We start from the raw sequence: 26,048 nt of genomic DNA, 5'->3' as shown, positions 1-26,048 counted from the left end.
CAGACAGCCTCGGAGAAATAACAATGGCCAAATATCTGAAAGAGGGAATGTCCGTCGAGGAAGTACAGACTCAGGATGCCAAAGTGAGGGGCATCGTTGAGGATATCCTCGGCCGCATCGAGAGTGAGGGAGACGCGGCGATCCGCGACTACTCGGAGAAGTTCGACGCCTGGTCCCCGGACAGTTTCCGGCTCAGCCGTGAGCAGATCGAAGCCTGCTACGAGCAGCTGGACCAACAGGTGATCGACGATATCCGCTTCGCCCAGGAACAGGTGCGCAATTTCGCCCAGATCCAGCGCAATTCCATGCTCGATGTGGAAGAAGAAACGCTACCGGGCGTGGTACTGGGTCACAAGCACATACCGATGAACAGCGTCGGTTGCTATGTGCCGGGGGGCAAGTATCCGCTGGTGGCCTCCGCGCACATGTCCGTGGTGACGGCCAAAGTTGCCGGCGTCAAACGGGTGATCGCGGCGGCGCCACCATTCAACGGCGAACCCTCGCCCGCCATCGTCGTCGCCATGGATATGGCTGGCGCGGACGAGATTTACTGCTTCGGCGGTGTGCAGGCGGTAGGTGCCATGGCCATCGGTACCGAGACCATAGCGCCGGTAGACATGATCGTCGGCCCCGGCAATGCATTCGTAGCCGAGGCCAAGCGTCAGTTGTTCGGCCGCGTCGGCATCGATCTTTTTGCCGGCCCCACCGAGACGCTGGTGATCGCCGACGACAGCTGTGACGGCGAGTTATGCGCAGCCGACCTGTTGGGCCAGGCCGAACACGGGCCCAATTCTCCCGCGGTGCTGCTGACCAATTCCGAGCAATTGGCGCGCGACACCATGGCGGAAGTCGAACGGCAGCTGACGGTGTTGCCCACGGCAGAGATAGCGGGGGCCGCCTGGCGCGATTACGGGCAGGTGATCGTCGCCGACAGCTATGAGGAGATGGTCGAGATCGCCGACCAGATCGCCTCCGAGCATGTGCAGGTGATGACGCGCGACCCCGACTATTTCCTCAACAACATGAGCAACTATGGCGCGCTGTTCCTGGGCCAGGAAACCAACGTGTCCTACGGCGACAAGGTCATCGGCACCAACCATACTTTGCCAACGAAGAAAGCCGCACGCTATACTGGCGGCCTCTGGGTGGGCAAGTTTATCAAGACCTGCACCTTCCAGCGGGTAACTCCGGAAGCCTCGGCCATGGTGGGCGAATACTGCTCACGGCTTTGTGCTGTAGAGGGCTTTGCCGGGCACAAGGAACAGGCTGATATTCGCGTAAGAAGGTATGGCAAAAGCGGGGGCTAGCACCCGAAAAGAAAACTTCGCCAGCACCAAGCGGCATGTGACATCCTACGATGTCGCACAGCACGCCGGTGTTTCGCAGTCAGCCGTGTCCCGCTGTTTCAAACCCGGCGCGAGTGTCTCCAAGAAGATGCGCGCCCGGGTGATGGCTGCGGTCGAGGAACTGGGCTACACGCCCAACGCGATTGCCCGTGGGCTGATCACGCGTCGTTCCAACATGGTCGCGGTGATCGTTTCCAACCTGAATTTCTATCCCGAGGTGGTCTCTGAACTCAGTGCGCGCTTCACCGAGCGCGGTGTGCACGTGCTGCTGTTCACCCTGGACCACGAGAGCGATGTCAGCCGCACACTGCAACAGGTGTGGCAATACCAGGTAGACGGCGTGATCGCCGCTGCCCACCTGTCGCCGGATGAAATAGCCACCTTCGTGGAGCGTGATATTCCGCTGGTGTTCTATAACCGCTCCTACGAGGACGTGCAGGTCTGCTCGGTCAGTTGCGACCAGATTGAAGGCGAGCGCGCGCTGATCAATCGCCTGGTAGAGGCATCCCGGCACCGCAGTTTTGCCATTATTACCGGCCCCGCAGATTCCGTGGTGAGCATGCAGCGCACCCGCGGTGCGCTGGAGCGACTGCGGGAATGTGGCGCCACCGAGGTGTTGCAGGTCAGCGGCGATTACGGCTACCGGTCCGGTTGCCGGGCGGTGCAGGAAATCCTGGACCGGCGAGGCGACATGCCCGATGCGATTATCTGCGCCAACGACGTGATGGCCTTTGGCGCCATGGACGAGCTGCGTTATCGGCTGGATTACGATGTGCCCGGCGACGTCTCCGTGGTCGGGTTCGACGGCGTGCGCGCCGCGGCCTGGGCGAGTTTTGACCTGGCCACGGTGGTACAGCCGGTGGAGAGCATGGCGGAGGCGGCCGTTTCCATGCTGATGGACCGAGTAGACAATCCTGAGCTACCGCCGGAGAAGCGGCTGTTTTCCGGCGTGCTGCGCAATGGCAGCAGCATTCGCGGCTGACGTTTTTATTTATGGCTGAATGCATTCGAAGTACACCGCTGCTGCTGCTTCCGGGCATGATGTGTGATGCCGGGCTATGGCGAGCGCAGGAAGCGGAACTGGGTGGCGAATTGCCGCTGCTGCATGGTGATATCACCGGCCATGACGACATCGCCGCCATAGCGCGCGGTGTGCTGGCCGGGGCGCCGGAGCGCTTCGCCCTGGCTGGGCTGTCCATGGGGGGTATCGTCGCCCTGGAAATGTGGCGCCAGGCACCCGAACGCATAGCGCGCCTGGCGCTGCTGGATACCAATTTTCGCGCCGATACTCCACAGCGGCGCGCAGTGCGCGATCGGCAAATGGCGCAGGCGCGGCGGGGCGAACTGGGTGCCATTCTGCGCGACGAGTTAAAGCCCAACTACCTGGCGTCCTGCCACCGTGACAACCGGGCGCTGTTGGACGAGGTGCTGTACATGGGTATGGGGCTTGGGGCCGAGGTGTTCGTGCGCCAGTCACTGGCTTTGCGCGACCGCCCGGACAGCACCGCAACCCTGCCGACGATCACCTGCCCGACGCTGGTGTTGTGCGGCGAGGAAGACGAACTGTGCCCGCCGTCGCTGCACGGGGAGATGGCGCAGCGGATTCCCGCAGCGCAGCTGCTGGTCATCCCCGATTGTGGTCACCTGGCCACGATGGAGCAACCGGGCGCGGTCAACGCCGCCCTTAAAAAATGGCTTAACTGAAGAGAGAGACCACAATAATGCAACTCAGTACAGACCGGATCCTCACCACCCACGTGGGCAGCCTGCCGCGCTCGAAAGCCGTTACCGACGCGGTGTTTGCCAAGGAGAATGAACAGCCTGTTGATGCGGATGCCATGGCGGCCACACTGCGATCGGCGGTGGAGGCGGTGGTTGCACGCCAGGTGCAGACCGGCGTGGATATCGTCAGCGACGGCGAGATGAGCAAGATCAGCTACGCCACTTACATCAAGGACCGCATCAGCGGGTTCGACGGCGACAGCGAGCGCAATCCGCCTGCCGACCTGGAAGCCTTCCCGGGGTTTCTCGAGCGCCAGGCCAGTTCCGGCGGCACCCCCAGCTACAAGCGCCCCTGTTGTGTTGGCGAAATCGCGGTCAAGGATATGGCGCCGCTGCAGGAAGACCTGGATAACTTCAGGGCGGCGGTGACCGCGCACGCGCCGACAGAGGGCTTTATGAATGCCGCCTCGCCGGGGGTGATCGCGCTGTTTCAACCCAACCAGTACTACGCCGGACACGAGGCCTACCTGCAGGCCCTGGCCGATGCCATGCGCGCCGAGTACGAGGCGATTGTCGATGCCGGCTTTATCCTGCAACTGGATTCTCCCGATCTCGGCCTGGGGCGCCATATGCTGTTCAAGGGCAAGCCCGAAGCAGAGTATGTCGCTCTCGCCAACCTGCACGTCGAAGTACTCAACGATGCCCTGCGCAATATTCCCGCGGAAAAGGTGCGCCTGCATGTTTGCTGGGGCAACTACGAGGGCCCGCATCACTGCGACGCACCCATGGAGACGGTGTTGCCGATCGCCTTGCAAGCGAAGCCGCAGGCACTACTGTTCGAATCATCAAACCCGCGGCATGCACATGAATGGGAGGTGTTCCGCGATGCGGCTATTCCAGACGACAAAGTGCTGGTGCCCGGGGTGATCGACTCCACTACCAATTTCATCGAGCACCCGCGGCTGGTGGCGCAGCGTATCGAGCGGTTCGCCGACATCGTCGGTCGCGAGCGCGTGATCGCCGGCACTGACTGCGGTTTCTCCACCTTTGCCGGATTCGGGGCGGTGGACGAGGATATTGTTTACGCCAAGCTGGGCGCGATGGTGGAAGGCGCAGCACTGGCCAGTGACAGGCTGTGGAGCTAGGGCTATGAACAAGACGCTGAAATCGCGTATCGCCGCCGGTGAGCAGCTGCTGGGTAGTTTTGTCAAAACCCCGTCACCGATCCTCTGCGAGGTGTTGGGAAAAACCGATCTCGACCTGCTCTGCCTGGACGCCGAACACGCCCCCTTCGATCGCCTGGTGCAGGATCAATGTCTCTATGCGCTCAGGAGCGAAGGCAAACCGGCGCTTGTACGCGTGCCCTCGGCGGCCCCGGAGCACACCCTCAACGCCCTCGATTGCGGCGCTACCGGTGTGGTGGTGCCACATGTGACATCAGCGGAGATGGCTGAGGAGATCGCCGCTGCCGCGCATTTCGGCGCCGGCGGGCGTGGCTACGCCGGTTCCACCCGGGCGGCGGAATACACTACCCGGCCGATGGCCGAGCACCTTGCCGCCAGCGCTGCCGAGTCGGTGGTGATCGCACAGATAGAGGATCTGGAAGCGTTGGAGGCGATCGATGATATCGCCGCGGTGGATGGCATAGACTGCCTGTTTGTCGGCCGTATCGACCTTACTGTCGCCCTTGGCGCTGCATCGCCGGCAGACCCGGAGGTGGTCGAAGCGGTGGAAAAAGTCTGCCGCAGTGCCGCCGCGGCAGGGCGACCGGTGGGTATGTTCGTGGGCAACCTGGACGAGATCCCGCGCTGGCAGGATGCCGGTGCCACACTTTTCCTGCTGTCATCGGATCACGGTTTCCTGCTGCAGGGCGCCGCCAGCCTGGTGCAGCGGTTTCGCGGCAGCTAGCGGTTCAGGGCAGTCATCCGCACAGCCCGCTAGATGCCATAGAAGTCCGCCGCGGTGTGGTAGAACATCTGCTCCCGTTCCGTGGCGGTGTATTGCGACGTGGCGGCGTTGTAACAGCGCCACAGTGCCTCGTAGCTGTTGTACAGCTTGTCCACCGGGAAGTTCGAGCCGAACATCACCCGCCCCGGGCCGAAGATATCCACCACCTCGGTGATGAGCGGAGCGAGCGCCGCGTCGGTCCATTGCGGGTTGAACATACCCAGGCCCGAGACCTTGCACCAGGTATTGGGCCGTGCGGCCAGCGCCCGCAGGCCCTTGCCCCAGTCGGCGAGTCCGTCGGGGCTCTGATCCCAGGGTGAGCCACAGTGGCACAGCACCACCCGCAGCTCGGGCACCTGCTGCAGCGCGGCAAGCACCCGCGGCATCTGTGGCGGAATCATCTGCAGGTCGAAGGACAGGCCCCTGGTGGCAAGCTCGCGCAGTCCGGCCACAAACGCCGGGTCGTCAAGCAGTTCGTCGCTGCCGTGCTTGCGGTCTTCGGCGATGTGACGGCCGACGATCTGGCGCACACCGCGAAAGCGTTCATGGGCGGCATGTGCGTCCAGACTGGCGGGCAGGTCCGGTGCCCGCAGGTCGGTCGCGGCCACGATGGCCTGTGGATACGGCGCCAGTGATTGCAGCCAGGCGGTTTCCCTGGTTTCGTCCTCGGTGCGCACTCCTACCTGTATGTGCACGCTTTTCACGGGTTTATAGTCGGCGGACTCGGCAGCAAACTCCGCGGGCAGGTAATTGCGTTGAATGGGGGTCGGGTCGCCGAAGAAGCGCCTCTCGCCCCGGGCCATGAGCCAGGGATAGTGGCAGTGGTGCAGGTCCCAGAGGTGGTGGTGGGCATCGATAAACATGGGCATTGAGTCAGGCATGAAGCAGTCTCTGTTTGCGCTTGATAAATTTTTGCATTCGAAGTACATTTTCACCAATCAGATTGCCAGTGCAAGTGGCCCCGGTGATTTTTAATAACTATTTGAGTGGAGAGAGGCCCCATGTCCAAGCAGTGGACTACCGAAGCGATGCAGCAGCGTCTGGTGCGCTATACGGAGTTGCGACCCTGCACCAACGCGTTTGTCGATACCTATACCCCCGGCAGCGACAAAAAAGAGAATTTCACCGTTATCGGCCCGGGTGTGGCGGAGCATCCCGACCAGTACGTGCACATTACCGAGCCGCACGGCTTCAACATTGGCGGCGCGCGGCAGCCCCCGGGCTGCACCAACTCCCAGCACAGTCATGAAACCGAGGAAGTCTTTATCGTACACAGCGGTCGCTGGGCCTTCCGTTGGGGCGACCAGTGCCAGGATGGCGAGGCCGTGTTGGGTCCGGGAGACTGTATCAGCATTCCGGTGAACGTGTTCCGCGGCTTTGAGAACGTGGGTGATGACGTCGGCTACCTGTTTGCCGTGCTCGGTGGTGACGACCCGGGCAACGTGCTCTGGGCGCCGGATGTCTTTGACAAGGCCTGTGAGTATGGCCTGGTGCTGTTGGAGAATGGCCGCCTGGTGGATACCACGCGGGGGGAGCAGGTGCCTGCAGGCGTCAATCCCAAACCGAAGACTACCGAGCAGCAGGTGAAGGCGCACCGGGTGATGAGTGTTGAAGAAATGCTCGAGTGTGTTTATCGCGAGGAGGAACAGTGCTCACGTGCCGGCTCCGCACTCACCGATAGCGTGCCCGGCGTGGCTGAATACGCGCTGATTGGCCCCGCCAGCCAGGCGGAGGGCGTGCCTGCGGGCAAGATGGCCTGGCCGCACGGCTTCCAGGTTCGCCGCATGGATTTCGAGCCGGCCGCCCGCTTGCCTTTCCATGCCCGTCACGAGGAAGAAGTCGTATACCTGCACAGCGGAGAACTCTTGTTCAGCTGGGATGGCGGTGAGCTGACGTTGCAGCAGGGGGATGTGCTTACCGTGCCCCGTGAACTGATGCATGGCTTCAGTAATCCCGGCGCCAGTAATACCGTGGCCTACGTGGTCCGCGGCGGCGACGCCCCCGCAGCGGCAGTGTGGATGGAAGCCCCGACGCGCTCGGCCGCAGCCAATTAATCACGTCTGTCAGGAGGGGGGGGTAAAAGATCACCCTGCGCCTGTCGCGTTCACCATAGCGGATCCGTACATGAGTGTGATAGCCGAGTTCTACGCCGCTGCCGCGGGGCCTGATGCAGCCGGTGCCGCGCGCAGCGCATTGCATGAACAGGTGGCGTGGTCGGTGTGCCATCCGGTAAATGACCTGAGCGGCCCCGACGCAGTACTGACAGAATTCATGCTGCCTTTGCGGGCGGCGCTACCGGACCTTGAGCGCAGGCCTTTCATCGAGATTCCGGGCCAGTATCAGGGCGAGCAGTGGGTTGCCGGGGCCGGATATTTCTGCGGCACGTTTCTGGCGCCCTTGTTTGGTATCCCGCCCACGGGCAGGGCGCTGTACCTGCGCTACTCTGAACTGGTACGCCTGGAGAACGGGCGTATCATCCAGTGTTACCTGTTTCCGGATTTTCTCGATGCCATGCACCAGGCCGGTGTTTATCCATTGCGACCTGCGCTGGGGCACCCCGGCCTGGTGATGCCTCCGGCCACGCTGGATGGACTGTGCGGCGAGGATACTGACCCGGCCTACAGCGCCAGTTCGGTGCAACTGGTGATGGATATGCTGGATTGCCTGCGCCGCTATGATGGCCGGGATCTGGAAAGCATGGATCTGGAGACATACTGGCACCCGGATTTCATGTGGTATGGGCCTGGCGGCATCGGCACCACCCGGGGTATTGCCGGTTTCCGCGCCCACCACCAGGGGCCGTTCCTGCGCAGCTTCCCCGACCGTGATGTGGATCACCACGCCTGTACCGTGGCCTGCGGCGACTATGTTGCCACCGGCGGCTGGCCGCATATGCACGGCACCCATTCCGGTGGCGGCTGGTTGGGCCTGCCGCCTTCCGGCGAGCACCTGGCACTGCGGGTAATGGATATCTGGCGCCGGCAGGGCAACCGGCTCAAGGAAAACTGGGTGGCGATCGATATACCGCATATGCTCGCGCAAATGGGCCTCGATGTATTCGCGGAAATGAAAGCACAAATAAAGTGAAAGCAATAACAACAAGGTGAGTGGTAATGGCGGAATTTGGTGCGCTGAACTGGTCTATCCTGGTGATCTACGTGATTGCCAACCTGGGCCTGGGCTTTTTTCTCGGTAAGAAAATTCATTCGGCGGACGACTTCTTCCTGGGTGATCGCAGCATCCCCTGGTGGGCGATCGGTATCTCCGTGGTCAGCACCTACGTCAGTGCACTCACCTTCCTCGGCGGCCCTGCATGGTCGTATACCGATGGGCTATCCGTGATTGCCATTCACCTGAATTACCCGCTGGTCATCTTCTTTGTGGTGACCTTTTTCCTGCCTTTCTTTTTCAACAGCGGGGTGGCCTCGATTTACGAGTACCAGGAGAAGCGCTTCGGCCCCGCTTCACGCAGCGTCATGTCCGGGGTGTTCCTGCTGTCCCAGGGCTTGACCTCGGCGGCGGTGCTCTACGCCACATCGCTGGTGCTGGAATTTATTACCGGCCTGCCGGTGGAATACTGTATTGCCATCGTGACCCTGATCGCGCTGATCTACACCTCCCTCGGCGGTATTGCCGCGGTGATCTGGACCGACGTGATACAGGCGGGAATCCTCTTCGTCGGGGCCTTCGTCATTCTGTTCGCCCTGCTGGGCGAGATGCCCGTGCCGGTGGCGGAGGCACTGGCGCAGCTGAAAGCCCAGGGCCGCACCGATGCGCTGGATTTCAGCGTGGACATGACCAGGGTGACCACGGTCTGGTCCGGCGTAATCGCCATGACCCTGTTCCACGTCACCGTGTACGGGGCCAACCAGATGATGGTGCAGCGAACCCTGGCGGCGAAAAATATCGGCGATGCCAAGAAGTCTTTCCTGATGATGGGCTTTGGTGCTTTCTTTATTTACTTCCTGTTTATCTTGCTGGGCGTGTTGTTTTACTCCTACTATGGCGGCCGCGAGTTTGAGAACGGCAACACCATCATCCTGCAGTTCGCTACTGATTATGGGCTCCCCGGGTTGATGGGCCTGATTGCGGCTGCGGTGCTCGCCGCCAGCATGTCGAGCCTCGATTCCGCCTTCAACTCCATGTCCACGGTTTCCACCGTGGATTTCTACCAGCGATACTTTAAGCCCGGCGAATCCGGTGAGCATTACCTGAAAGTTTCGCGCCTGTTCACTGTGTTCTGGGCGGTGATGATTGTGATTCCTGCGCTGATGTTTGCAGAGAGCGAAGGCTCGGTGCTGGAGACGCTGAGCAAGGTGGGCTCCTATTTCGTTGGTGCCAAGCTGAGCATGTTCGCCCTCGGATTCTTTTCCAAGCATACGACCGAGCGCGGGCTGTTGATCGGTGTGGCCGTGGGTTTTGTGGTGATCTGGTACGTGGCGACCAACACCGATATCGCCTGGCCCTGGTATTGCGCGATCGGCGGCGCCGTCAATATCAGCGTCTCGCTGCTGGCGAGCCTGGCGCTGGACGGCAGGCAGGAGGAATACTCGCCCTACACGGTGGTGGGCCAGAAGGCGCAGTTTGCCGCCGAGGGCAGACCGGAAAAGGAGGGTAACTGGTACCTGATCCCGGGTCGGGTCGATCGCGTCAGCTACTACCTGCTGGGCCTTTTCATCTTGACGGTGGTTTTCCTGTACCTGTTCAATGCGATGATCGGTTGATACCCGGAGCGTGATGTCATGAGTGATTACCAGCAAAACAAGGCCCTGGTGATCGAGTACTTCGAGGCGCTGGAGGCCGCCGCTGCGGACACGCTGCCGGCGGTGCTCGCGCGCTACACCAGTGCCGATTGCCGGTTTCTCGGTAGCCATCCCTTCGATGAGATACACGGGCAGGAGGCCATCGCAGAAGGATTCTGGCAGCCGCTGCTGCGCGCGTTCAACTCATTGCAGCGGCGGCAGGATATTTTCATCGCCGGTACCAGCGAAATCGCCGGCGACCAGTGGGTCATGAGCATGGGGCACTTCATGGGCCTGTTCGATGCCGACTGGCTGGGTATTCGTGCGACCCGCAAGATGGTGATGTTGCGCTACGCCGAGTTCAACTGCGTGGCCGGGGGCAAGATCGTGCAGACGGGCATGTTCCTGGACATCATCGGCCTGATGCAGCAGGTGGGATGCAACCCGCTGCCGCCGCAGACCGGGGCGTCCTTCGTCTATCCGGGGCCGCGGGGCCATGACGGTATTCTGCTCGACCGGCAGGCGCCGGAGGAGGGCGAGAAGACCCTGGCTGTGCTCAACCAGATGATCGATGATCTCGACGCACTCAATAAAAGTGGCAACGACAACTGCCCTCCCGAGTACCTCGCACGCACCTGGCACGAAAACATGGTGTGGTATGGGCCCGCCGGTATCGGCGCCACCTGCACCATCCCGCGTTACCAGCAGCAGCATCAGTACCCTTTTCGTGAGGGGCTCACCGACAAAGTCTATAACGGCCATGTGTGCCGTTTTGCCGAGGGCGATTTCGCCTGTTTCTTCGGCTGGCCCAATCTGTCACACCGGCCCACCGGCGGCTTCATGGGCCTGCCGGGAGGCGAGCGCACGCATATGCGCGTGGTAGACGTCTATCGCCGGGAAGGCGATAAACTGCTGGAAAACTGGGTCATCATCGACATTCCCTACTGGCTCAAGCAACAGGGCCTTGACGTGCTGGAGCGCACCAGCGCGATTCTCAATCCCTGAATAGCCCGGGCCGAGCCTTGTTGAATTCGCGCAGTCGCGCGAAGACATCGACATTGAGTTGATGATAGACGTGCAGCAGGTCCACCAGCACCCAGTTCTCGCGTATAAGACCCTGCTCGCAACGCCAGAAATCCAGGCTGCGCATGGTGATCTGCTGTCCGGCAGGGGCGATGCCCAGCCAGCCATCGCCGCTCACTGACATGTGCATACCCGGCCAGGCGGTGAAGCCGACAAAGTCGCCGTCGGCAAACAGGTGCCCGGCGGCGGCATCGCCCACGCGATCCGGTAGCCCGTTGAGGAAGGGTATCTGGTGCCAGTTGCGGAATCCGCTGATGCCGCGGCCGGTGCCGATGCCGGAGGGTCCGTACCAACTGCAGCGCGGGTGCCAGTACTTTTCCAGTTGCATCGCTTCCACACCACCGCTGGCGTACCTGCCCAGCCCCTCGCACATGTCACTTACCAGTTGCAGGCTGGCGGCGGAGTGCTGCGCGTCCCAGGGGCCGGGCACGATGCCGTTCTGGGGCGCGGGGGAGGGCACCTGCCACTCGCGACCGAGGCTCGGGCTCATGGGCCAGGCGTTGGCCTGCATCATGACTTCCGGTATGTCCCACAGGGCCTGCATTTCAACAATGCGCTGTTCCTCAAAGCGAAAGAATTCGTGGTAGCGCATGGCCACCTGGTGGCCGGTAGGGGGAATATCCAGCCAGGGGCGCTGGAAGCTGCCGGTGTAGTAGCCGCAACAGCCGACCCAGTCCTGTTGGTGCGCGGTGCGCCCGGCCATCACAATGGTGTCGCGGCGTTCCAGGTCGGGGATGGCGCGCTGCAGCGGCGCGTAGGCCTGGTCGAACAACTGGCCGGGGCCCGCCAGGGTTTCGAAGGGGTACGCCAACTGGATCAGTGCGTCATCGCGAAACAGCGCGTTCAGGGTGTTGCGGACGTGATCGGTCTCAAAGTTGTACAGGGCATCGCGCAGCGGCGCGTAGCGGTTTTTATTCTGGCTGTGTATATCCATGAACTGATTGATCCCAATTATTTGCATTCGAAGTCAATAAGCGGGAGCATAGCAAAAAATCGGCTGTCGTCACATATAAGAACCCCTGGGGAATACAGATGCAAACAACTAATCGCCTGCTGATCTCACTGGCCCTGATGCTGGCGGCATCGCTGTCGCCGGCGACAGCCAATGCAGAGAAAGTTGACCCGACGGATCTACAGGCACTGATCGGCAAGGGCGGCTATGCCTTCGCTCACGTGCGTGAGAACACACCGACAGAAGGCATTCGCCGCGAGGTGGTCAGTTTCTCGGTGGACGACCTGCGCCAGTATGCGCTGGTGCTGTGGCCAGCGGGTGAGCCACCCGGGCAGGGCTGGCCGGTGGTGCAATTCAACCACGGCTATCATCCCGACCCGCCGCGTAACGGGTTCAATGCCCAGGGCGTGAGTGACAGGCCCGGCGACTACTACCGGGAAACCGTGCAGGCCCTGGCCAGGGCTGGTTATGTCACCGTGGTGCCCGACTACCGCGGCCACAATATCTCAGCCGGGGCTGCGTTTACGCGCAGGCTGCTTGCCGACATGTGGTATACGCGGGACGCTGTCGCCTGTTTCCTGGCGTTACCCTCCTTGCAGAATATCGACCTCGGTCGCGCGTATATGCTCGGACATTCCATGGGAGCGGGCGTCACGCTGCGAGCCCTGCTCGCGCTGGGTGATCGAGTTCGCGCTGGCGCTGTCTGGTCAACCACCGCCGGCGGTGGGCTGGACTACCTGATGCAGATGTCGCTGCAGGCATCGGCTGGAGAGGACGCTGGCACCCGGGCCAAGCCGGCGTTGGACCAGCTGGCCGCTGAGCTGGAGAATATTGGCAACAGGGAGGTTTTGCGCCCCATCGACGGCGCGGGAAATCTGCGCGTACCGCTGTCGATACAGCATGCGGCGGAAGACCCGACCACGCCGGTAGCCGCGTCTCTGCGACTGGCGGCGCAATTGTACCTGGCCGGCAGGGACTATCAGTTGATGGTTTACCCGGGTGGCGATCACCTGTTCACCGGCGAGCAGTTTGCCACCGCCGTAGCCAGGGACCTGGCCTGGTTCGAGCGGTTCCGCTAGCCTCAGGCCCAGCCCAGTTCCTTCAGCGCCCAGGGGGCATTCCAGATCTTGGTCATGGCGCAGACTTTGCCGTCGGCGTCCATGGTGATGGCGTACACATAGTGCGTGTGCGTTTCGCTGCCGGTTGCTGCCACCGGGCCGCCTTCGCCGGTATGCTTGCCATTGAAAGTGGCGAAGAACAGGGCCGTGCGGTTGGCTTCATCCCAGGCGCTGCTGTGCAGGGTATAGCCGCAGCCCGGCAGTGGACCGTTGCCGAGGCCGGCCATCCACTCGCAGTAATCCGCCACGCTGCTGATATCCACCAGCGGCTCGCACTGTGCGGAGAATGCGGCGCCATCGGCGATGTATTGTGCGCAACCCTGCCATCCCTGCAGGCCCTCGCAGGCGTGAAAAAAAGCCGTTGCTGTAGCAAACGCCGTCATCTGTCGTCTCCTTCTTTATTTTCGGATTGAGCCAGTCTTGCGCGTGCTACCTGGGTCAGCACCGCCAGTTCATCGAACACCAGCCACTCCTCCATCACCTTGCCGTCGACCAGGCGGTAGTGACTTTCGCCAAGGATCACGATGGGAGCGTGGGTTGGCTCCCCCCAGAGTGACGCGCCACTGTGCGTACCGGCAATCACCCAGCGCGCGGCGATGTAGTTACCTTCGAGCATCGCGTTACTGCAGGTGTAGTCAACGCTGATGCGGGCGTCGGGAAGGCTGCCGAGTATCTCCAGATAGAAGCGAACGATGTTGTCCACGCCGTCGTAGTCGTCCCGCGCGGAGGCGTGCAGGCGTGCGTTCTCTGCGTACAGCAGGTGGCAATCACCCACCATGCGCGCGTTCCAGATATTATGCAGAGCGGTGCTGATGCGGGCCTCGTGCTCGTCCTGCGCCGGGTAGTCCTGGCGCTCCCGGCCAGAGGTCGACACCCTGGTGTGTTCGTCGTTCAGCCAGCGCGCAAAGGTGCCCTTTGCATCCAGCGGTTTGCGCGCCTGTTCCCGGGCGTAGGCCAGCGGATCGACGCCCAACTGCAGCGCCAGCGACAGGTTGTCGCGCACCAGCCATTCCTCGACGATGCGATTTTCCTTGCAGACGCAATGCGCGATCACCTGGATCTGCGCCTGTACGCCGGTGGCCTCGCCGAACTCGCTGGGGCCGAGGTTGGTCATATTGGTGGTGATCAGGTGCGAGGAGTGGATTCCGTCCTCGTCGTTGCCGCCCCAGATGATGTTGTCGGCGTGCAGGGTCCTGTCCGGGAAAGCGCTCAGCGTACGCATGGTGTTCTGGGTGACGGCTTCGGCGCCCTCGGTGTAGCCGGCCAGCGTGTACACCGGGCAGTCCTCGGAGTAGTAGTCGCGACACAGGCCCACTTGCTTGCCTTCCCAGATGCGATAGGTGATGCGCAGTATGTAATCGACGATATCGGTAAACTCGGGATCAAAGCCGCGCATGGAGCCGGTATCTGTGCCCGCCGGCGCGCTGTCGTAATGGTTGTCCATGAATAGATTGTTGCCTGTGTTATTGCTGCCGCGGCAGGTTGGAGAAGCTTAGCAGCTACCGCGTGAAGCTGTTATTGCATTCGAAGTCAAAAATGGTACTGTAAACTCCCTTCAAGGTCCAGCCCCTCCTGGCGGAGAGGCAATCGAGTAGCAGGCACAATGTCTATCAGCGTATTTGACTTGTTCAAGGTCGGTATCGGCCCTTCCAGTTCGCACACCGTGGGGCCGATGGTGGCCGCGCGAAGGTTCGTGTTCGCGCTGGAGAGCCGAGGCGTGCTGGAACGCAGCGCCAGAGTCAGCAGTGAAATGTACGGTTCGCTGGGCGCCACGGGCGCCGGCCACGGCACCCCGAAAGCCGTGATTATGGGCCTGCAGGGCGAAACGCCGGAACAGGTGGAGATCGACAGCCTGCCCGCGCGCGTCGCCCGGGCGCGGGAGGAGGGACGTATCAGCCTGCTCGGGCGCCATGAGATTGCCTTCGATTACCGCAACGACCTGGTCATGCACCGGCAGGAGTCGCTGCCTTTTCATGCCAACGGCATGCGTTTCACCGCTTTCGATACCTCAGCGGGCGAGCTATTCAGCCAGACCTACTACTCTGTCGGCGGCGGCTTTGTGGTGGATGACACCGCCACCGACGGTGACTTCATCGTCGACGACCCAACCTCACTGCCGTACCCATTCACCTCGGGCGCCGAACTGCTGCAGCAGTGCCGGGAGAGCGGCCTTTCCATCAGCGGGCTGATGCTGGCCAATGAGTCCGCCTGGCGGCCTCCGGCGGAGGTGCGCCAGCGCTTGCTGCAGTTGTGGCAGGTGATGGACAGTTGTATCGAGCGCGGCTGCGCGACCGAGGGCGTGATGCCCGGCGGCTTGAAGGTAAAACGCAGGGCGGCGCAGTTGCATCGGCAGCTGAAAAGCCAGCACGACTCCATTGGCGATGCCTCCCTGAACACCATGGACTGGGTGACGCTCTATGCCCTGGCAGTGAATGAGGAGAATGCCGCCGGCGGGCGCATCGTGACCGCTCCTACCAATGGCGCCGCCGGCATCATTCCGGCTGTGCTCAAGTACTACCTGGAACACTGCCGCGGCGCCAGCGAGGAGGATATCGTTCGTTTTCTGCTCACCGCTGCCGCGATCGGTATCCTCTATAAAATCAACGCCTCCATATCCGGCGCAGAGGTCGGCTGCCAGGGGGAGGTTGGTTCCGCCTGCTCCATGGCCGCCGGCGCGCTGGCCGACGTACTGGGCGGCACACCGGCACAGGTGGAGAACGCCGCCGAGATCGCCATGGAACACAATCTCGGTTTGACCTGTGACCCCATCGGCGGCCTGGTGCAGGTGCCGTGCATCGAGCGCAACGCCATGGGCGCGATCAAGGCCATCAGCGCCGCGCGTATGGCCCTGCGTGGCAGCGGGGAACACTATGTGTCGCTGGACCAGGTCATCAAGACCATGCGTGACACCGGCCGCGATATGCAGGAAAAGTACAAGGAAACTGCGCGCGGTGGCCTGGCGGTTAACGTACTGGAACTGCCGGTCAGTATTGTGGAGTGTTAGCTGGCGGCCAGAAACATGTTTGCTGTGGGATCCGCCGGCAACGCGCCCCGCAACGGCTGTCGCCGATGTGTCAGGCCTCGGCGCCGGATAGGGTGCGAAAGCGGTCGATTTACCTGATAATCCCCCGAACTTGATTTCCGCAACCGACGCGAAAGGAGAAGCGATGAGCAGGCTGCTACTAACCACAGGGGTGTTGCTATTGTGCGCAGCAGGGGGCGCCCACGCGCATGAAACGACTGGCCTGGCGGGCGGCTTCGCCAGTGGCTTTATGCATCCGATACTGGGTTGGGATCACGTTGCCGCCATGGTGGCGGTGGGCCTGTGGGGTGCTTTCCTTGGCAAACCCGCAATCTGGCTGCTGCCGGTGGTGTTCCCGCTGGTAATGGCACTGGGCGGGGTGCTTGGCGTGGCCGGTGTGCCGCTGCCCGCCGTGGAGACAGGCATTGCCGCGTCCGCCGTTGTACTCGGCGCGATGATCCTGTTTGCGGCGAAAGCGCCGCTGTGGGTCGCCGCTGTCATCGTTGGCGCCTTCGCGATTTTCCACGGTCATGCCCATGGCACCGAATTGCCGGCCGCAGTGAGCCCCCTGACCTACAGCCTTGGCTTTGTGCTCAGTACCGGTCTCCTGCACGTTGCGGGTATTGCCTTTGGGCTGTTGGCCCATTGGCCCGCAGGGCGCCTCGCCGTGCGCATGGCAGGCGGGCTGATAGCGGGCGCTGGCGTCGGGTTTCTCAGTGGCGCCTGGTAGTGCTGTCTCGCTGGCGCATCCCTTTAGTGCTCGCGGGGTTATTGATAGCACCTTGTGCTAGCGCCCACAGCCCCATAGAAGGCATCGGCGATTTTTACGCCGGAATACTGCACCCGGCTGTAGTGCCTGCGCAGCTTCTCGCCCTGTTCTCACTGGGACTGTTCCTCGGGCAGCGGGGGCTCACAGCGATGCGCGTTGGTTACTGCGCGTTCGTGCCGGCCATTGTGGCGGGCCTGTTCGCCTCCGGCGCGGGTTGGGTGCCGGTGATGCAGCCGTGGCTGTTGGCGGCGAGCATTTGCTGCGGCTTTTTCGCCGCGCTGCAATTGCGCACCCCGGTGGCGTTGGCGGGACTGTTGGCCGCGGGGGTGGGGGTGGCCGTGGGCCTGGATTCGTTTCCTGAATCTGACAGCGTCGCCCAGGCCGCCGCGGTTCTGGCCGGTAGTGGCCTCGGGGCCTGTATCGGCCTGGTCGTGTTCGCGGCCATTGCCGAGTTGGCGCAACGTGAGTGGCAACGCATTGCCGTTCGGGTCGCCGGCTCCTGGAGCGCAGCCAGTAGCCTGTTGGTACTCTCGCTGCTCTGGGTCACCGGCTCCTGAGCGCGGATTGATCGCTGGGTAAAGGCCGGCCGAACCCCCAGCCGTGACTCCCCGCCGCCAACCGTTTCCCCCCCCGATGCAGATTCGCGGCCAGCGACGACGCCCGTCATATCACCCGGCAGGCTATCCTGGTGGAAGTGCTTGGGCCGACCTGAGGTGAATCGTCAAGAGCGCCGCTTGAAGTCGTGTTAAGGTGGGCGCATTGCATCCCGGAGGAGCCAGGGCCATGCCAGGCTTGATCGCACCGCTGCGCGCCAACTGGCGGCGCATTGTCGTCATCCACCTGTTCTTCACCCTGCTCGGCGTGGCGCTGCTGACGCCGCTGTTCGGGTTCCTGGTACGCAGCGCCGTGGCGATGACCGGCTCGGCAGCAGTGGCGGACCAGGACATCGCCCTGCTGCTGTTATCGCCCTTGGGTCTCACCGTGGCCATTACCCTGGTGGCCATATTCCTTGCCATCAGCGCGCTGGAGCTGGGCGCTCTGCAGATGCTTGCCTGCGCTGCACAGCGCGACAGCACCGTGCCCGCGACCGCCGCCATACAACATACCCTGCGCAACGCGCCATCGCTGTTGCGCCTCACGCTCAGCCTGACCCTGCGGGTGCTGGTCTACCTCGTGCCCTATCTGCTGCTGATCGGCGCCGTGGCGTGGTGGCTGCTCGCTGACCATGACATCAACTATTATCTCTCCCGCCGGCCTCCGGAGTTTGTTGTCGCCCTGGTGGTGGGTGTTGTGCTGACCGCGGCACTGTTGGTCTTACTCGGCCGCCGTCTGCTGGACTGGAGCCTGGTGCTACCGCTGGTGCTGGTGGCGGGCGAATCGCCGCGGGCCGCATTTGCCGCCAGCGAGGCAATTACCAGAGGCAAGCGCGGAATGTGTCTGCGCACGTTGCTGTCCTGGTTGTTGCTGGCAGTGTCGCTGTCCCTGGTGCCGTTGCTGTTTCTGGCGGTTACCAATGCCGGATTGATTGGTGCCGGCGTGTCTCACCTGCCCACCCTGGTGGCGTTGCTGGGTCTTGCCGCGCTGGTGTGGACGCTGCTGAACGTGCTCGTCGCCGCGATCAACATGGCCGGCTTCACCATGGCGGTGGCCCGGCTCTTCGCGCAACTGGCGCCCAGTGCTCAGCAGCAGGATGTCGCGACCTTGCTTGCGGCCACCGGTGCCGAACCCACAGGGCGGCGCTGGCTGCCCGGCACTGCTTTGCTGCTGGCAGGTCTGGCCGTGTTTTCAGTGGGCGCCGGGCTGCTGTTGTTGCGCGGCGTAGATATCAATCGGGATGTGGCGGTGGTAGCGCATCGCGGTGCCGCCGGAGCGGCCCCGGAAAATACGCTGGCTGCCGTGCGCCAGGCGCTGGATGACGGCGCCGACTGGGTGGAGATCGATGTACAGGAAACCCGTGACGGCGAGGTGGTTGTGGTGCACGACAGCGACTTTATGAAGCTCGCCGGTAATCCGCTCAAGGTATGGGAGGGCGACCTGGCTTCCGTGCAACAGATTGATATCGGCAGCTGGTTCGACCCGCGTTTCTCCGCGGAACGGGTGCCCAAACTGGCCGAGGTGCTGGAAACCGTGCGCGGCCGCTCCAGGCTGCTGATCGAGCTCAAGTACTACGGCCATGATGAGGCGCTGGAACAGCGCGTGGTGGACATCGTCGAGGCCGCTAACATGACCGACGAGGTGGCAGTGATGTCGCTGAAGCTCAGCGGCGTGGAGAAACTCCAGGCCATACGCCCCCAATGGACCGCCGGCGTACTGGCGGCCAAGTCCATCGGCGACCTCAGCCGTGTTGATGTGGACTTTCTCGCCGTCAATCAGGGCATGGCGACCACTGCGTTTGTCCGCCGTGCACACAAGGCGGGCAAGCAGGTGTTCGTGTGGACGGTGAACGACGGGCTGTCGATGGCGAAGTGGGCCACTCGGGGAGTGGACGGTGTCATCACCGATGAACCCGCCCTGGCCCGCGAAGTGCTGGCGCAGCTGGCGGAACTCAGTGCACCGGAACGCCTGGTGCTCAGTGCAGCCCTGTTCTTCGGCAAGCCGCAAGTGGCGAAGCGTTACCGGGACGATTCGCCGTAAACGCAGCCCCGCCGCGTTCTTCGGCCTACGGCGTGAAAGCGCGGATCAGTTCATGGTGCTGGGGGAATGCCCTGAGCAGGCTGGCTTCCTCGCCGAGTTGCATGTCCTGATCGTCAAAACCCGGCGCTACCGCCTCGCTAATCAGGCCGTATTCCCCCGCTTGCAGGTGTGAGGCTTTCCACATGCCGCCGCGAACAGTGAGTTGCAGCTGCTGGCCCGCCTCCAGGTCAGGGCCTAGCTCGACCGTCTCCAGCCGCCCCTCGGCATCGATCAGGTAATAGCTGACCGGGCTGCCGAGGTGAAAATAATGCACGATGTCAGAGCGGTTCAGGTGCCAGCGCCCGACCGGTGATTCGCGAGTGAGCATGTAGTAGATGGAGGTCATGGTGAAGCGCGGGCCATCGCCCTGGTCCACGCACTCCCGGTGATCAGCCTGGAAGGTTCTCCTGAAATACCCACCCTCTACATGTGGCTCGAGGCCGAGTCGCTCGATGAGCGCCGCACTGTCGGGGTCGTTCATGCGCATTCCTGTGTCCCAATGGGCAATCCCATGGTGAATATGCTAACACTGCTTTGGGGTGGGCGGCCGCAAACTTTGAACGGAGTGGTCGAAACTGCACTGCAAGAAATGAACAGGGCCACCAAGTGGTGGCCCTGTTCTGCGTTGGTGGAGGCGGCGGCAATTGAGAGGACGCATGATCTTCTGTTTATCGATGACCACTATGCGATCCTCTATAGAGCTATAGCCCTACGTATATCACTGAAATTTGGCGGTGCGAGGGGGCGAATATGGATTGGTTTCAGATCGCTGTTTTGCTCGGCCAACCGAGAGCTGTCGGATCTGACTCTCGTCAAGGTGATTCAGCGGCGGAGATAACTACTAGAAGATGATCTCCAAAATCCAATTGTTCGATCTCACCAAGAGCACATGGCCCACCGCGTTTTTCGGTCTCTTCTTTTGTGCCATACCACTCCACTTCAGCATCTTTCCAAGCATCACCTTGATCCGCTATTTTTTTTTAATTCTACAATTAGTTCTGAAACCTTCATTTTTCTCCAAGTAATTCCCTTAAATGCACTAAAAAAATTTCCCGAGCTCTTCGGCTGGCGTGACAAAAAACCACCCTCCACTGACCGGGTACGCTATACGCTCGTTTACTTTGAATCAAATTTTCATTACTTTCCAGCTCTGATCGTCTAATCCCCGAGCGGAATGGCTCAACTGGTCAGCATCATGGACTGTATTCACGAAGCAGCTTCTCGGGCCATAGTTGCTCGCTGATAGTCGGTCTATTATTTTCGAAAAAAATGCTCACTGAAAAACAATGGATGCGATGAAGACTGTAATTCAAGTCACCGCTGCAGTAATAGTCAGAGACGGTAAGGTCCTTGCGGCAAGACGAGGCCCTGGAAAGCACCTTGAAGGATACTGGGAGTTCCCTGGTGGCAAGCTTGAGGAAAATGAATCTCCAGAGAGCTGTCTAGAGCGCGAACTGGCGGAGGAGTTTAGTATTTCCTCCAAAATAGGGGAGTATATAGGCGAGAGTGTTTACGATTACGGAGAAAAGGTAGTTCGTTTACTGGGCTATGAGGTTGAGCATACGGCTGGCAAATTCGAGTTGGTAGATCACGATGAGCTGCGCTGGCTTAAAATGGATCAGCTTACTGATGTGAAATGGGCGCCTGCCGACATCCCGTTGGTAGAGCAGTATGAAGCCTGGGCAAGAACAGCTGGTTATTATTCAACCAGTGCAGTCGAGTATTGTAGAGAAACCAGCGAATTTGATATCGGCGATTTATATCGCCCGTTTCTTAAGCATTTATCGCCAGTAGCCCATATTCTTGACTTGGGCTGTGGTTCGGGTAGAGACAGTAAAGCCTTTAGAGAAATGGGCCACAACGTCACGGGGGTGGATGGAAACGCTGAAATCGCGGCATGGGCGAGTGTGTTTACAGGACATCCTGTGGAGGTGAAATCTTTCCAACAGCTGGACTACAAAGATGAATTCGATGCTGTCTGGGCATCCGCCAGCTTATTGCATTGTCCCGAAACGCAGCTGAAGGATGTTATCCAAAAGATACTTGCGGCGTTGAAGGACCAAGCGATTGCCTATATGTCTTTCAAATGGGGGGAGTCACCCTCCGTCGATGAACGAGGACGATATTTCACTAACCAGACGACTCAGTCACTTGGTTTTCTTCTGGAAAGCATTCAGGATACTGAAATTCTGGAGCTCTGGGACGCTGAAACGACGCTACGCGACAAGCCACAAAGATGGGTATACGCGATTGTTCGTAAGCGTGGAGGGCAGGTGTGAGCCAATTTCCAGATACTGCGCTTACTGTCGGAGGGGATAACCCGTTTCTTCCGAGTCTATTGGAAGCAATTAATCACGCCGATGATATAGCGATCGCTACCGCCTTTATCCGCATGACAGGCGTTCGTCTCATACAAGGTGCGCTAGAGGACGCGTTAGAGCGGGGTGCTCGGGTGAGGGTGCTCACTGGAGACTACCTTGGGGTTACCGACCCACAAGCACTAAGGTACTTGATGCTGCTTCATGAGCAAGGTGCCGAAGTTAAGGTATTTGAAAGCCGTGGGAAGACGAGCTTTCATATGAAGGCCTACCTATTTACGCGCAGTGAATCAGCTACCGACGCCGAGGGCTGTGCCTTTATCGGTTCGAGTAATCTTAGTCATGCTGCATTGGTAAGTGGACTCGAATGGAACCTTAAAGTCGATCAAGCGGAGGATCATGATCGATTTGCTCGTATTCTGTGCGAGTACGAAACACTTTACGCTAATCCTTCATGCAAAACGCTGTCACACGAATGGATTGATGAATACATACAGCGGATTCCGGAGGCGTCTGCAGCGCCGCCAGCGAGTGAGCCTGGTCAAGATGAGCAAGTACCCCCACCTGAGCCCAATGCAATCCAACTAGAAGCCCTTGAAGCACTAGCCGCCTCTCGGCAGCAAGGCTACAGGCGGGGACTAGTCGTTTTAGCGACAGGACTTGGAAAAACCTGGTTGTCAGCCTTCGATAGTCAGCAAATGAACGCCAAGCGAGTGTTGTTTGTGGCTCATAGAGAAGAAATTCTCAAGCAGGCAGAGGAGACTTTTGTCAGGATTCGGCCCGATGTAAAAGTAGGTCGCTACAACGGACAAAAGAAAGAGCTAGATGTAGATATGCTGTTCGCCTCGGTACAAACACTGGGACAAGCCAGCCATCTCAAGCTTTTTGGTCGAGAGCACTTCGACTACATAGTTGTTGATGAATTTCATCATGCTGCTGCGAGTACCTACCGTAAATTGCTAGTTCATTTTGAGCCTAGGTTTCTCTTGGGGCTTACAGCCACACCAGAACGGACCGACCAGTCCGATATTCTGGCCTTATGTGATGACAATCTTGTTTACACCAAAGATCTATTCCACGGCATAGAAACCAAGCTTTTGTGCCCGTTTATTTACTTCGGTATCGCTGATGAAGTGAACTATCAGGAGATCACTTGGCGCAATGGTAAGTTTGATCCTCAACAGTTGGAGAACCAGCTGGCAACCAATGCCCGAGCACGGCATAACTTCAGACACTGGCAAGATAAACACCAGAGTCGGACGCTTGCGTTCTGCATATCCAAAAAGCATGCGGATTTTATGTCTGATTACTTTAATCGACAGGGCATCCATACTGCATCTGTCCATTCAGACTCAGAAATGCGCCGCAATGAGGCATTATCTTTGCTGGAACAAGGTCGCTTGCAGGTCATATTCTCGGTCGATCTGTTTAATGAGGGCGTTGATCTTCCAGCGATAGATACTGTTTTGATGCTCCGGCCTACTGAATCGAAGATTATTTTTTTGCAGCAGCTTGGACGCGGTCTTAGAAACAGCTCGGGAACCGGAAAAGACCAATTGGTGGTTCTAGATTTTATCGGCAACCATGTTAGCTTCTTCAGAAAGCCCGAAGCACTATTCAATGTAGGAGTGACAACAAAGGATCGCAAAGCCTTTATCGATGATGTTCGGAAGAAAAACTTAGAGCTGCCGGCGGGTTGTTTCGTGAACTACGACCTGGAGTCGATAGATTTCATGGAGCAGTTGATATCAACCAAGGGTGATCAACAGATTGAAATCTATCGAAATCTGAAGGACTCTCTGGGTAGGAGGCCGTCATTGGCAGAATTCTATCGAGTAGGGGGTAGTGCAGATACAATCCGCAGAGATTTTGGTCAATGGTTTGCGTTCCTAAAGGATGAACAGGACCTCGCAGACAATGAAATTGAATGCTTTTCAACCTTTGGGAGCTTTTTGAGGGAGCTAGAAACAACCACGTTGGTAAAGTCGTTTAAGCTAGTGCTACTTGAAGCGCTTATCGAGTTAGATGGATTTACCAATCCGCCTTCGATAGCAGCCCTAGCAATGAAGAGTTTCGACGTCCTTCAGCGGCGGCGGGTTTTACTGACTGATCTGCCCGAAATATATCGTCAAGTCTCCGATATATCTCAAGATCAGGTCAAAGGATGGTTAAAGTATTGGTCTGACAACCCTATCAATGCTTGGATTGGTGGCAATACTTCCACCGCAACTGCGCACTTCCAGATAGATGACGGTGCCTTTCGTTTTCGGCAACCCATATCGCCAAGCCTTTTAGCTACATTTGCTGATATGGTGCAGGAGATCGTTGATTTTCGATTTAGGCAGTATGAGTCTCGTATCGAGCAGCAAACACCTGTTGCACCAGTGCTGGATCTAGATCAAGCATCGGTAGAGATTCCGTTCTTTACAGACCTAAAGGTGGCGTGTGGCTATTTTAGAGAGAGTCCGCACGACAATACGAGTATTGATTATCGACCCTTGCCTTCTGTGTATGGAGCACTAGATCCTGCTAAGCATTTTGTGGCTCAAGCCTCTGGTAACTCTATGGATGGCGGTGATCATCCAATTCGGGATGGTGATTATCTTCTTTTCGAACTTCTTCCACCCGGAAGGGGATCTAGCCAGATCGCCTCAAACGAGATACGAGAGCCCAGTGTGAAGGAATCAGAGATTGCTGAGTTGGGAACTGTCATCGCCGAGAATCGCAAAGAGTACGGCAATGAGTTCTTGGTTCGGAATGTAGAAACGGCAGTTAGCGGCGATATCGTCCTGGCTGCCCAGAATCCTAGCTATCCTGCAATGCCATTGACAGCAGATATCGCTCTGCTCGCACGCTTAAAGAGTGTAATCGATGAACTGGAGTTGCAGGTACATCAATCGTTTATGCGCGCAGATATTCCGCCGCTTTTTGGGTTGGAGTTCAGCAAGGCCATTTGGGAAACAGGACATGTCTGCCCAAAAAATAGTAACTATCAGATTTTATTGGTCACGCTGAATAAGCAGGGAAAAAACAAGAGTGAGCAGTATCATGACTACTTTTTAGACAAGAAAACCTTTCATTGGCAAAGCCAAAATAGCACAGGCCCCACCGGAAAGAGGGGGAGGGGTATCATTGAGCATCGAGCTCAAGGCAGCCTTGTTCAGCTATTTGTTAGGAAGCACAAACTTCAAAAGGGTAAAGCGGCGCCGTTTATTTACTGTGGTCAAGTTGACTATCAAGGTCACACTTCTGAGAAGCCGATGAACGTTACCTGGTTGCTTAAAACACCTCTTTCAGCGGCTTTGTATGGCTACTTTAGCGATTAACGATTACCAGGGCCTGGCGCACTGTTCCATGACCAAGAAGTAGCTGTTAGTTTCAACTTACGTTTTTTTTGGGTATGTGCTGGGGTGTTCCTGATGACGAATGGTCGAAAGAAGTGTCTTATTTGGCACTTAAAGTGTGTTTTTAGTTGAGCATATTGGAGAGAGGCCAGAGCTTCATTCCCGCTTGAAATTGTTTGGTTTGATATCCAGGAAGCGGGATTCAAAATGCTTTCTCTCCTTCATCAGTTGCGGACTGTACTTGCCGTTCCTGGGTGTCAGTCTGAGGTATTCGCTCAGGACAAGCGCACAACGTTCTGCCTTGTAAGACAGTAGATGTGGATGGATCTGTTCAATCAGCTGTAGGGCTTGTCGATTGTATACACCGTAGGCAAAACTGTGGGAGTGGCCGGGTTTGCTCGCTCTCTTGTTAGAGATTTTCCCAACACCAGCAGCATCTATTACAAACTGCAGAAGCTGCAGTTCCGTGCTGCTGATCGTCAGTCCCAGGTGTCGATTTTCATTTCGGTGTTTGCGAGTCAGGGTGATACTGCCTTCGCCATCGACCAGTCCGGCTATATAGGCTGCTTCAGCAATGGATAGTTTATTCGCGACTCGATAGGCAGGCATCCGTGAAATCTCCTGGTGCGAGTTCTTATGATACGAGTGACGGCGGTGGGAGTATTGTGTTTGGGAGAAATTGATTAGTAGCTGCGCGAGCGGGATGTTGTTTTACAATTGCCCTGCCCCCATCGTTCTGCGCCGGGCGGCGCACCTACGAACTTTGGAATGCCGGCTTGAAACTGACCGGCAAGAAATGAAAAGGGCCACCGAGTGGAGACTGTGTAAAAACACGCTCTAGCGGCCTTGAACTAAAAAGCCCAGCTGATTTCAGCTGGGCTTTTCTCTTTTCGGTACCTGATTCTCAGGGGGTGTATTACCTCATCGCCGCCAGCAACCTCGGCACACCCACCTCATTCACTATTCTGGCCAGGTTGTAGCTCAATATCCCAAGCCCCATCTCCGCTTTGGC

22 protein-coding genes are annotated in these 26,048 nt (G+C 59.2%); 16 read left to right on the top strand and 6 right to left on the bottom strand.

Going from position 1 to position 26,048, the window contains the following annotated elements; genetic code table 11:
* Window positions 1-23 precede the first annotated feature (23 nt).
* Genes hisD through F0M18_RS15745 form a run of 5 tightly spaced genes read left to right on the top strand, consistent with a single transcriptional unit; the run spans window position 24 to window position 4,976 of the window.
* Window positions 24-1,307: a histidinol dehydrogenase gene (gene hisD, locus F0M18_RS15765; RefSeq protein WP_149612430.1), complete on the top strand. Its 1,284-nt coding sequence runs from the start codon at window positions 24-26 to the stop codon at window positions 1,305-1,307.
* A gap of 37 nt (window positions 1,308-1,344) precedes the next feature.
* Entirely contained in the window at window positions 1,345-2,328 is a 984-nt protein-coding gene (locus F0M18_RS15760; protein ID WP_188109757.1) for a LacI family DNA-binding transcriptional regulator, read from the top strand.
* 11 nt (window positions 2,329-2,339) lie between these two features.
* A complete protein-coding gene (locus F0M18_RS15755; RefSeq protein WP_149612428.1) occupies window positions 2,340-3,050 on the top strand; it encodes an alpha/beta fold hydrolase in 711 nt (236 codons plus the stop codon).
* Between the two features lie 17 nt (window positions 3,051-3,067).
* Window positions 3,068-4,213: a cobalamin-independent methionine synthase II family protein gene (locus tag F0M18_RS15750; RefSeq protein ID WP_149612427.1), complete on the top strand. Its 1,146-nt coding sequence runs from the start codon at window positions 3,068-3,070 to the stop codon at window positions 4,211-4,213.
* Window positions 4,214-4,217: 4 nt separating this feature from the next.
* A complete protein-coding gene (locus F0M18_RS15745) occupies window positions 4,218-4,976 on the top strand; it encodes an HpcH/HpaI aldolase family protein (protein WP_149612426.1) in 759 nt (252 codons plus the stop codon).
* A 29-nt stretch (window positions 4,977-5,005) separates the two neighbouring features.
* On the opposite strand, the gene F0M18_RS15740 is transcribed toward F0M18_RS15745, so the two are convergent.
* Window positions 5,006-5,896, bottom strand: coding sequence for an amidohydrolase family protein (locus F0M18_RS15740; RefSeq protein ID WP_223177999.1), 891 nt, complete (start codon window positions 5,894-5,896; stop codon window positions 5,006-5,008).
* A gap of 120 nt (window positions 5,897-6,016) precedes the next feature.
* Between F0M18_RS15740 and F0M18_RS15735 the strand changes: the two genes are divergently transcribed.
* From F0M18_RS15735 to F0M18_RS15720, 4 genes are all read left to right on the top strand, one after another.
* Window positions 6,017-7,069 carry a cupin domain-containing protein gene (locus tag F0M18_RS15735; RefSeq protein WP_149612425.1) on the top strand — a complete coding sequence of 351 codons (1,053 nt, stop codon included), beginning with the start codon at window positions 6,017-6,019 and terminating at the stop codon, window positions 7,067-7,069.
* Between the two features lie 70 nt (window positions 7,070-7,139).
* The gene (locus F0M18_RS15730; RefSeq protein ID WP_149612424.1) at window positions 7,140-8,102 is read left to right on the top strand and encodes an ester cyclase; all 963 of its coding nucleotides are present in this window, start codon (window positions 7,140-7,142) and stop codon (window positions 8,100-8,102) included.
* Window positions 8,103-8,128: 26 nt separating this feature from the next.
* Window positions 8,129-9,739 carry a sodium:solute symporter gene (locus F0M18_RS15725; protein ID WP_149612423.1) on the top strand — a complete coding sequence of 537 codons (1,611 nt, stop codon included), beginning with the start codon at window positions 8,129-8,131 and terminating at the stop codon, window positions 9,737-9,739.
* An 18-nt stretch (window positions 9,740-9,757) separates the two neighbouring features.
* Window positions 9,758-10,762: a nuclear transport factor 2 family protein gene (locus F0M18_RS15720; RefSeq protein WP_149612422.1), complete on the top strand. Its 1,005-nt coding sequence runs from the start codon at window positions 9,758-9,760 to the stop codon at window positions 10,760-10,762.
* Here F0M18_RS15720 and F0M18_RS15715 read toward each other — a convergent pair.
* On the bottom strand, window positions 10,752-11,774 hold the full coding sequence (locus F0M18_RS15715) for an ester cyclase (protein ID WP_149612421.1): 1,023 nt from the start codon (window positions 11,772-11,774) through the stop codon (window positions 10,752-10,754). The two genes, F0M18_RS15720 and F0M18_RS15715, sit on opposite strands and share 11 nt — an antisense overlap.
* Window positions 11,775-11,872: 98 nt before the next feature.
* Between F0M18_RS15715 and F0M18_RS15710 the strand changes: the two genes are divergently transcribed.
* Entirely contained in the window at window positions 11,873-12,871 is a 999-nt protein-coding gene (locus tag F0M18_RS15710) for an alpha/beta hydrolase family protein (protein WP_149612420.1), read from the top strand.
* 2 nt (window positions 12,872-12,873) lie between these two features.
* Here the strand turns inward: F0M18_RS15710 and F0M18_RS15705 are convergent, their stop codons facing one another.
* Both F0M18_RS15705 and F0M18_RS15700 read right to left on the bottom strand, forming a co-directional pair.
* Window positions 12,874-13,293, bottom strand: coding sequence for a hypothetical protein (locus F0M18_RS15705; RefSeq protein WP_149612419.1), 420 nt, complete (start codon window positions 13,291-13,293; stop codon window positions 12,874-12,876).
* Window positions 13,290-14,354 carry an ester cyclase gene (locus tag F0M18_RS15700; RefSeq protein ID WP_149612418.1) on the bottom strand — a complete coding sequence of 355 codons (1,065 nt, stop codon included), beginning with the start codon at window positions 14,352-14,354 and terminating at the stop codon, window positions 13,290-13,292. Before F0M18_RS15700 ends, F0M18_RS15705 begins: the two co-directional genes overlap by 4 nt.
* Before the next feature lie 159 nt (window positions 14,355-14,513).
* Here F0M18_RS15700 and F0M18_RS15695 point away from each other — a divergent pair, with 159 nt between their 5' ends.
* From F0M18_RS15695 to F0M18_RS15680, 4 genes are all read left to right on the top strand, one after another.
* Window positions 14,514-15,914, top strand: coding sequence for an L-serine ammonia-lyase (locus F0M18_RS15695; RefSeq protein ID WP_149612417.1), 1,401 nt, complete (start codon window positions 14,514-14,516; stop codon window positions 15,912-15,914).
* A gap of 163 nt (window positions 15,915-16,077) precedes the next feature.
* Complete coding sequence (locus F0M18_RS15690) at window positions 16,078-16,662, top strand: HupE/UreJ family protein (protein WP_149612416.1); 585 nt, start codon at window positions 16,078-16,080, stop codon at window positions 16,660-16,662.
* Window positions 16,662-17,258 carry a HupE/UreJ family protein gene (locus F0M18_RS15685; protein WP_316838981.1) on the top strand — a complete coding sequence of 199 codons (597 nt, stop codon included), beginning with the start codon at window positions 16,662-16,664 and terminating at the stop codon, window positions 17,256-17,258. Before F0M18_RS15690 ends, F0M18_RS15685 begins: the two co-directional genes overlap by 1 nt.
* A 226-nt stretch (window positions 17,259-17,484) precedes the next feature.
* Window positions 17,485-19,335: a glycerophosphodiester phosphodiesterase family protein gene (locus F0M18_RS15680; protein WP_149612414.1), complete on the top strand. Its 1,851-nt coding sequence runs from the start codon at window positions 17,485-17,487 to the stop codon at window positions 19,333-19,335.
* Window positions 19,336-19,360: 25 nt separating this feature from the next.
* On the opposite strand, the gene F0M18_RS15675 is transcribed toward F0M18_RS15680, so the two are convergent.
* A complete protein-coding gene (locus tag F0M18_RS15675) occupies window positions 19,361-19,855 on the bottom strand; it encodes a cupin domain-containing protein (protein ID WP_149612413.1) in 495 nt (164 codons plus the stop codon).
* Between the two features lie 805 nt (window positions 19,856-20,660).
* Here F0M18_RS15675 and F0M18_RS15670 point away from each other — a divergent pair.
* The gene (locus F0M18_RS15670) at window positions 20,661-21,653 is read left to right on the top strand and encodes an NUDIX domain-containing protein (RefSeq protein ID WP_149612412.1); all 993 of its coding nucleotides are present in this window, start codon (window positions 20,661-20,663) and stop codon (window positions 21,651-21,653) included.
* A complete protein-coding gene (locus F0M18_RS15665; RefSeq protein WP_149612411.1) occupies window positions 21,650-25,018 on the top strand; it encodes a DUF3427 domain-containing protein in 3,369 nt (1,122 codons plus the stop codon). Before F0M18_RS15670 ends, F0M18_RS15665 begins: the two co-directional genes overlap by 4 nt.
* 174 nt (window positions 25,019-25,192) lie before the next feature.
* On the opposite strand, the gene F0M18_RS15660 is transcribed toward F0M18_RS15665, so the two are convergent.
* Window positions 25,193-25,645, bottom strand: a complete 453-nt coding sequence (locus F0M18_RS15660; protein ID WP_149612410.1) for an LAGLIDADG family homing endonuclease — start codon at window positions 25,643-25,645, stop codon at window positions 25,193-25,195.
* Window positions 25,646-26,048 lie beyond the last annotated feature (403 nt).

The organism is Pseudohalioglobus sediminis, assembly GCF_008370495.1.
Classification (GTDB): Bacteria; Pseudomonadota; Gammaproteobacteria; order Pseudomonadales; family Halieaceae; genus Halioglobus.
Note: the sequence above shows the minus strand (reverse complement) of the source record. Positions and strands in the feature narration are given on the sequence as shown.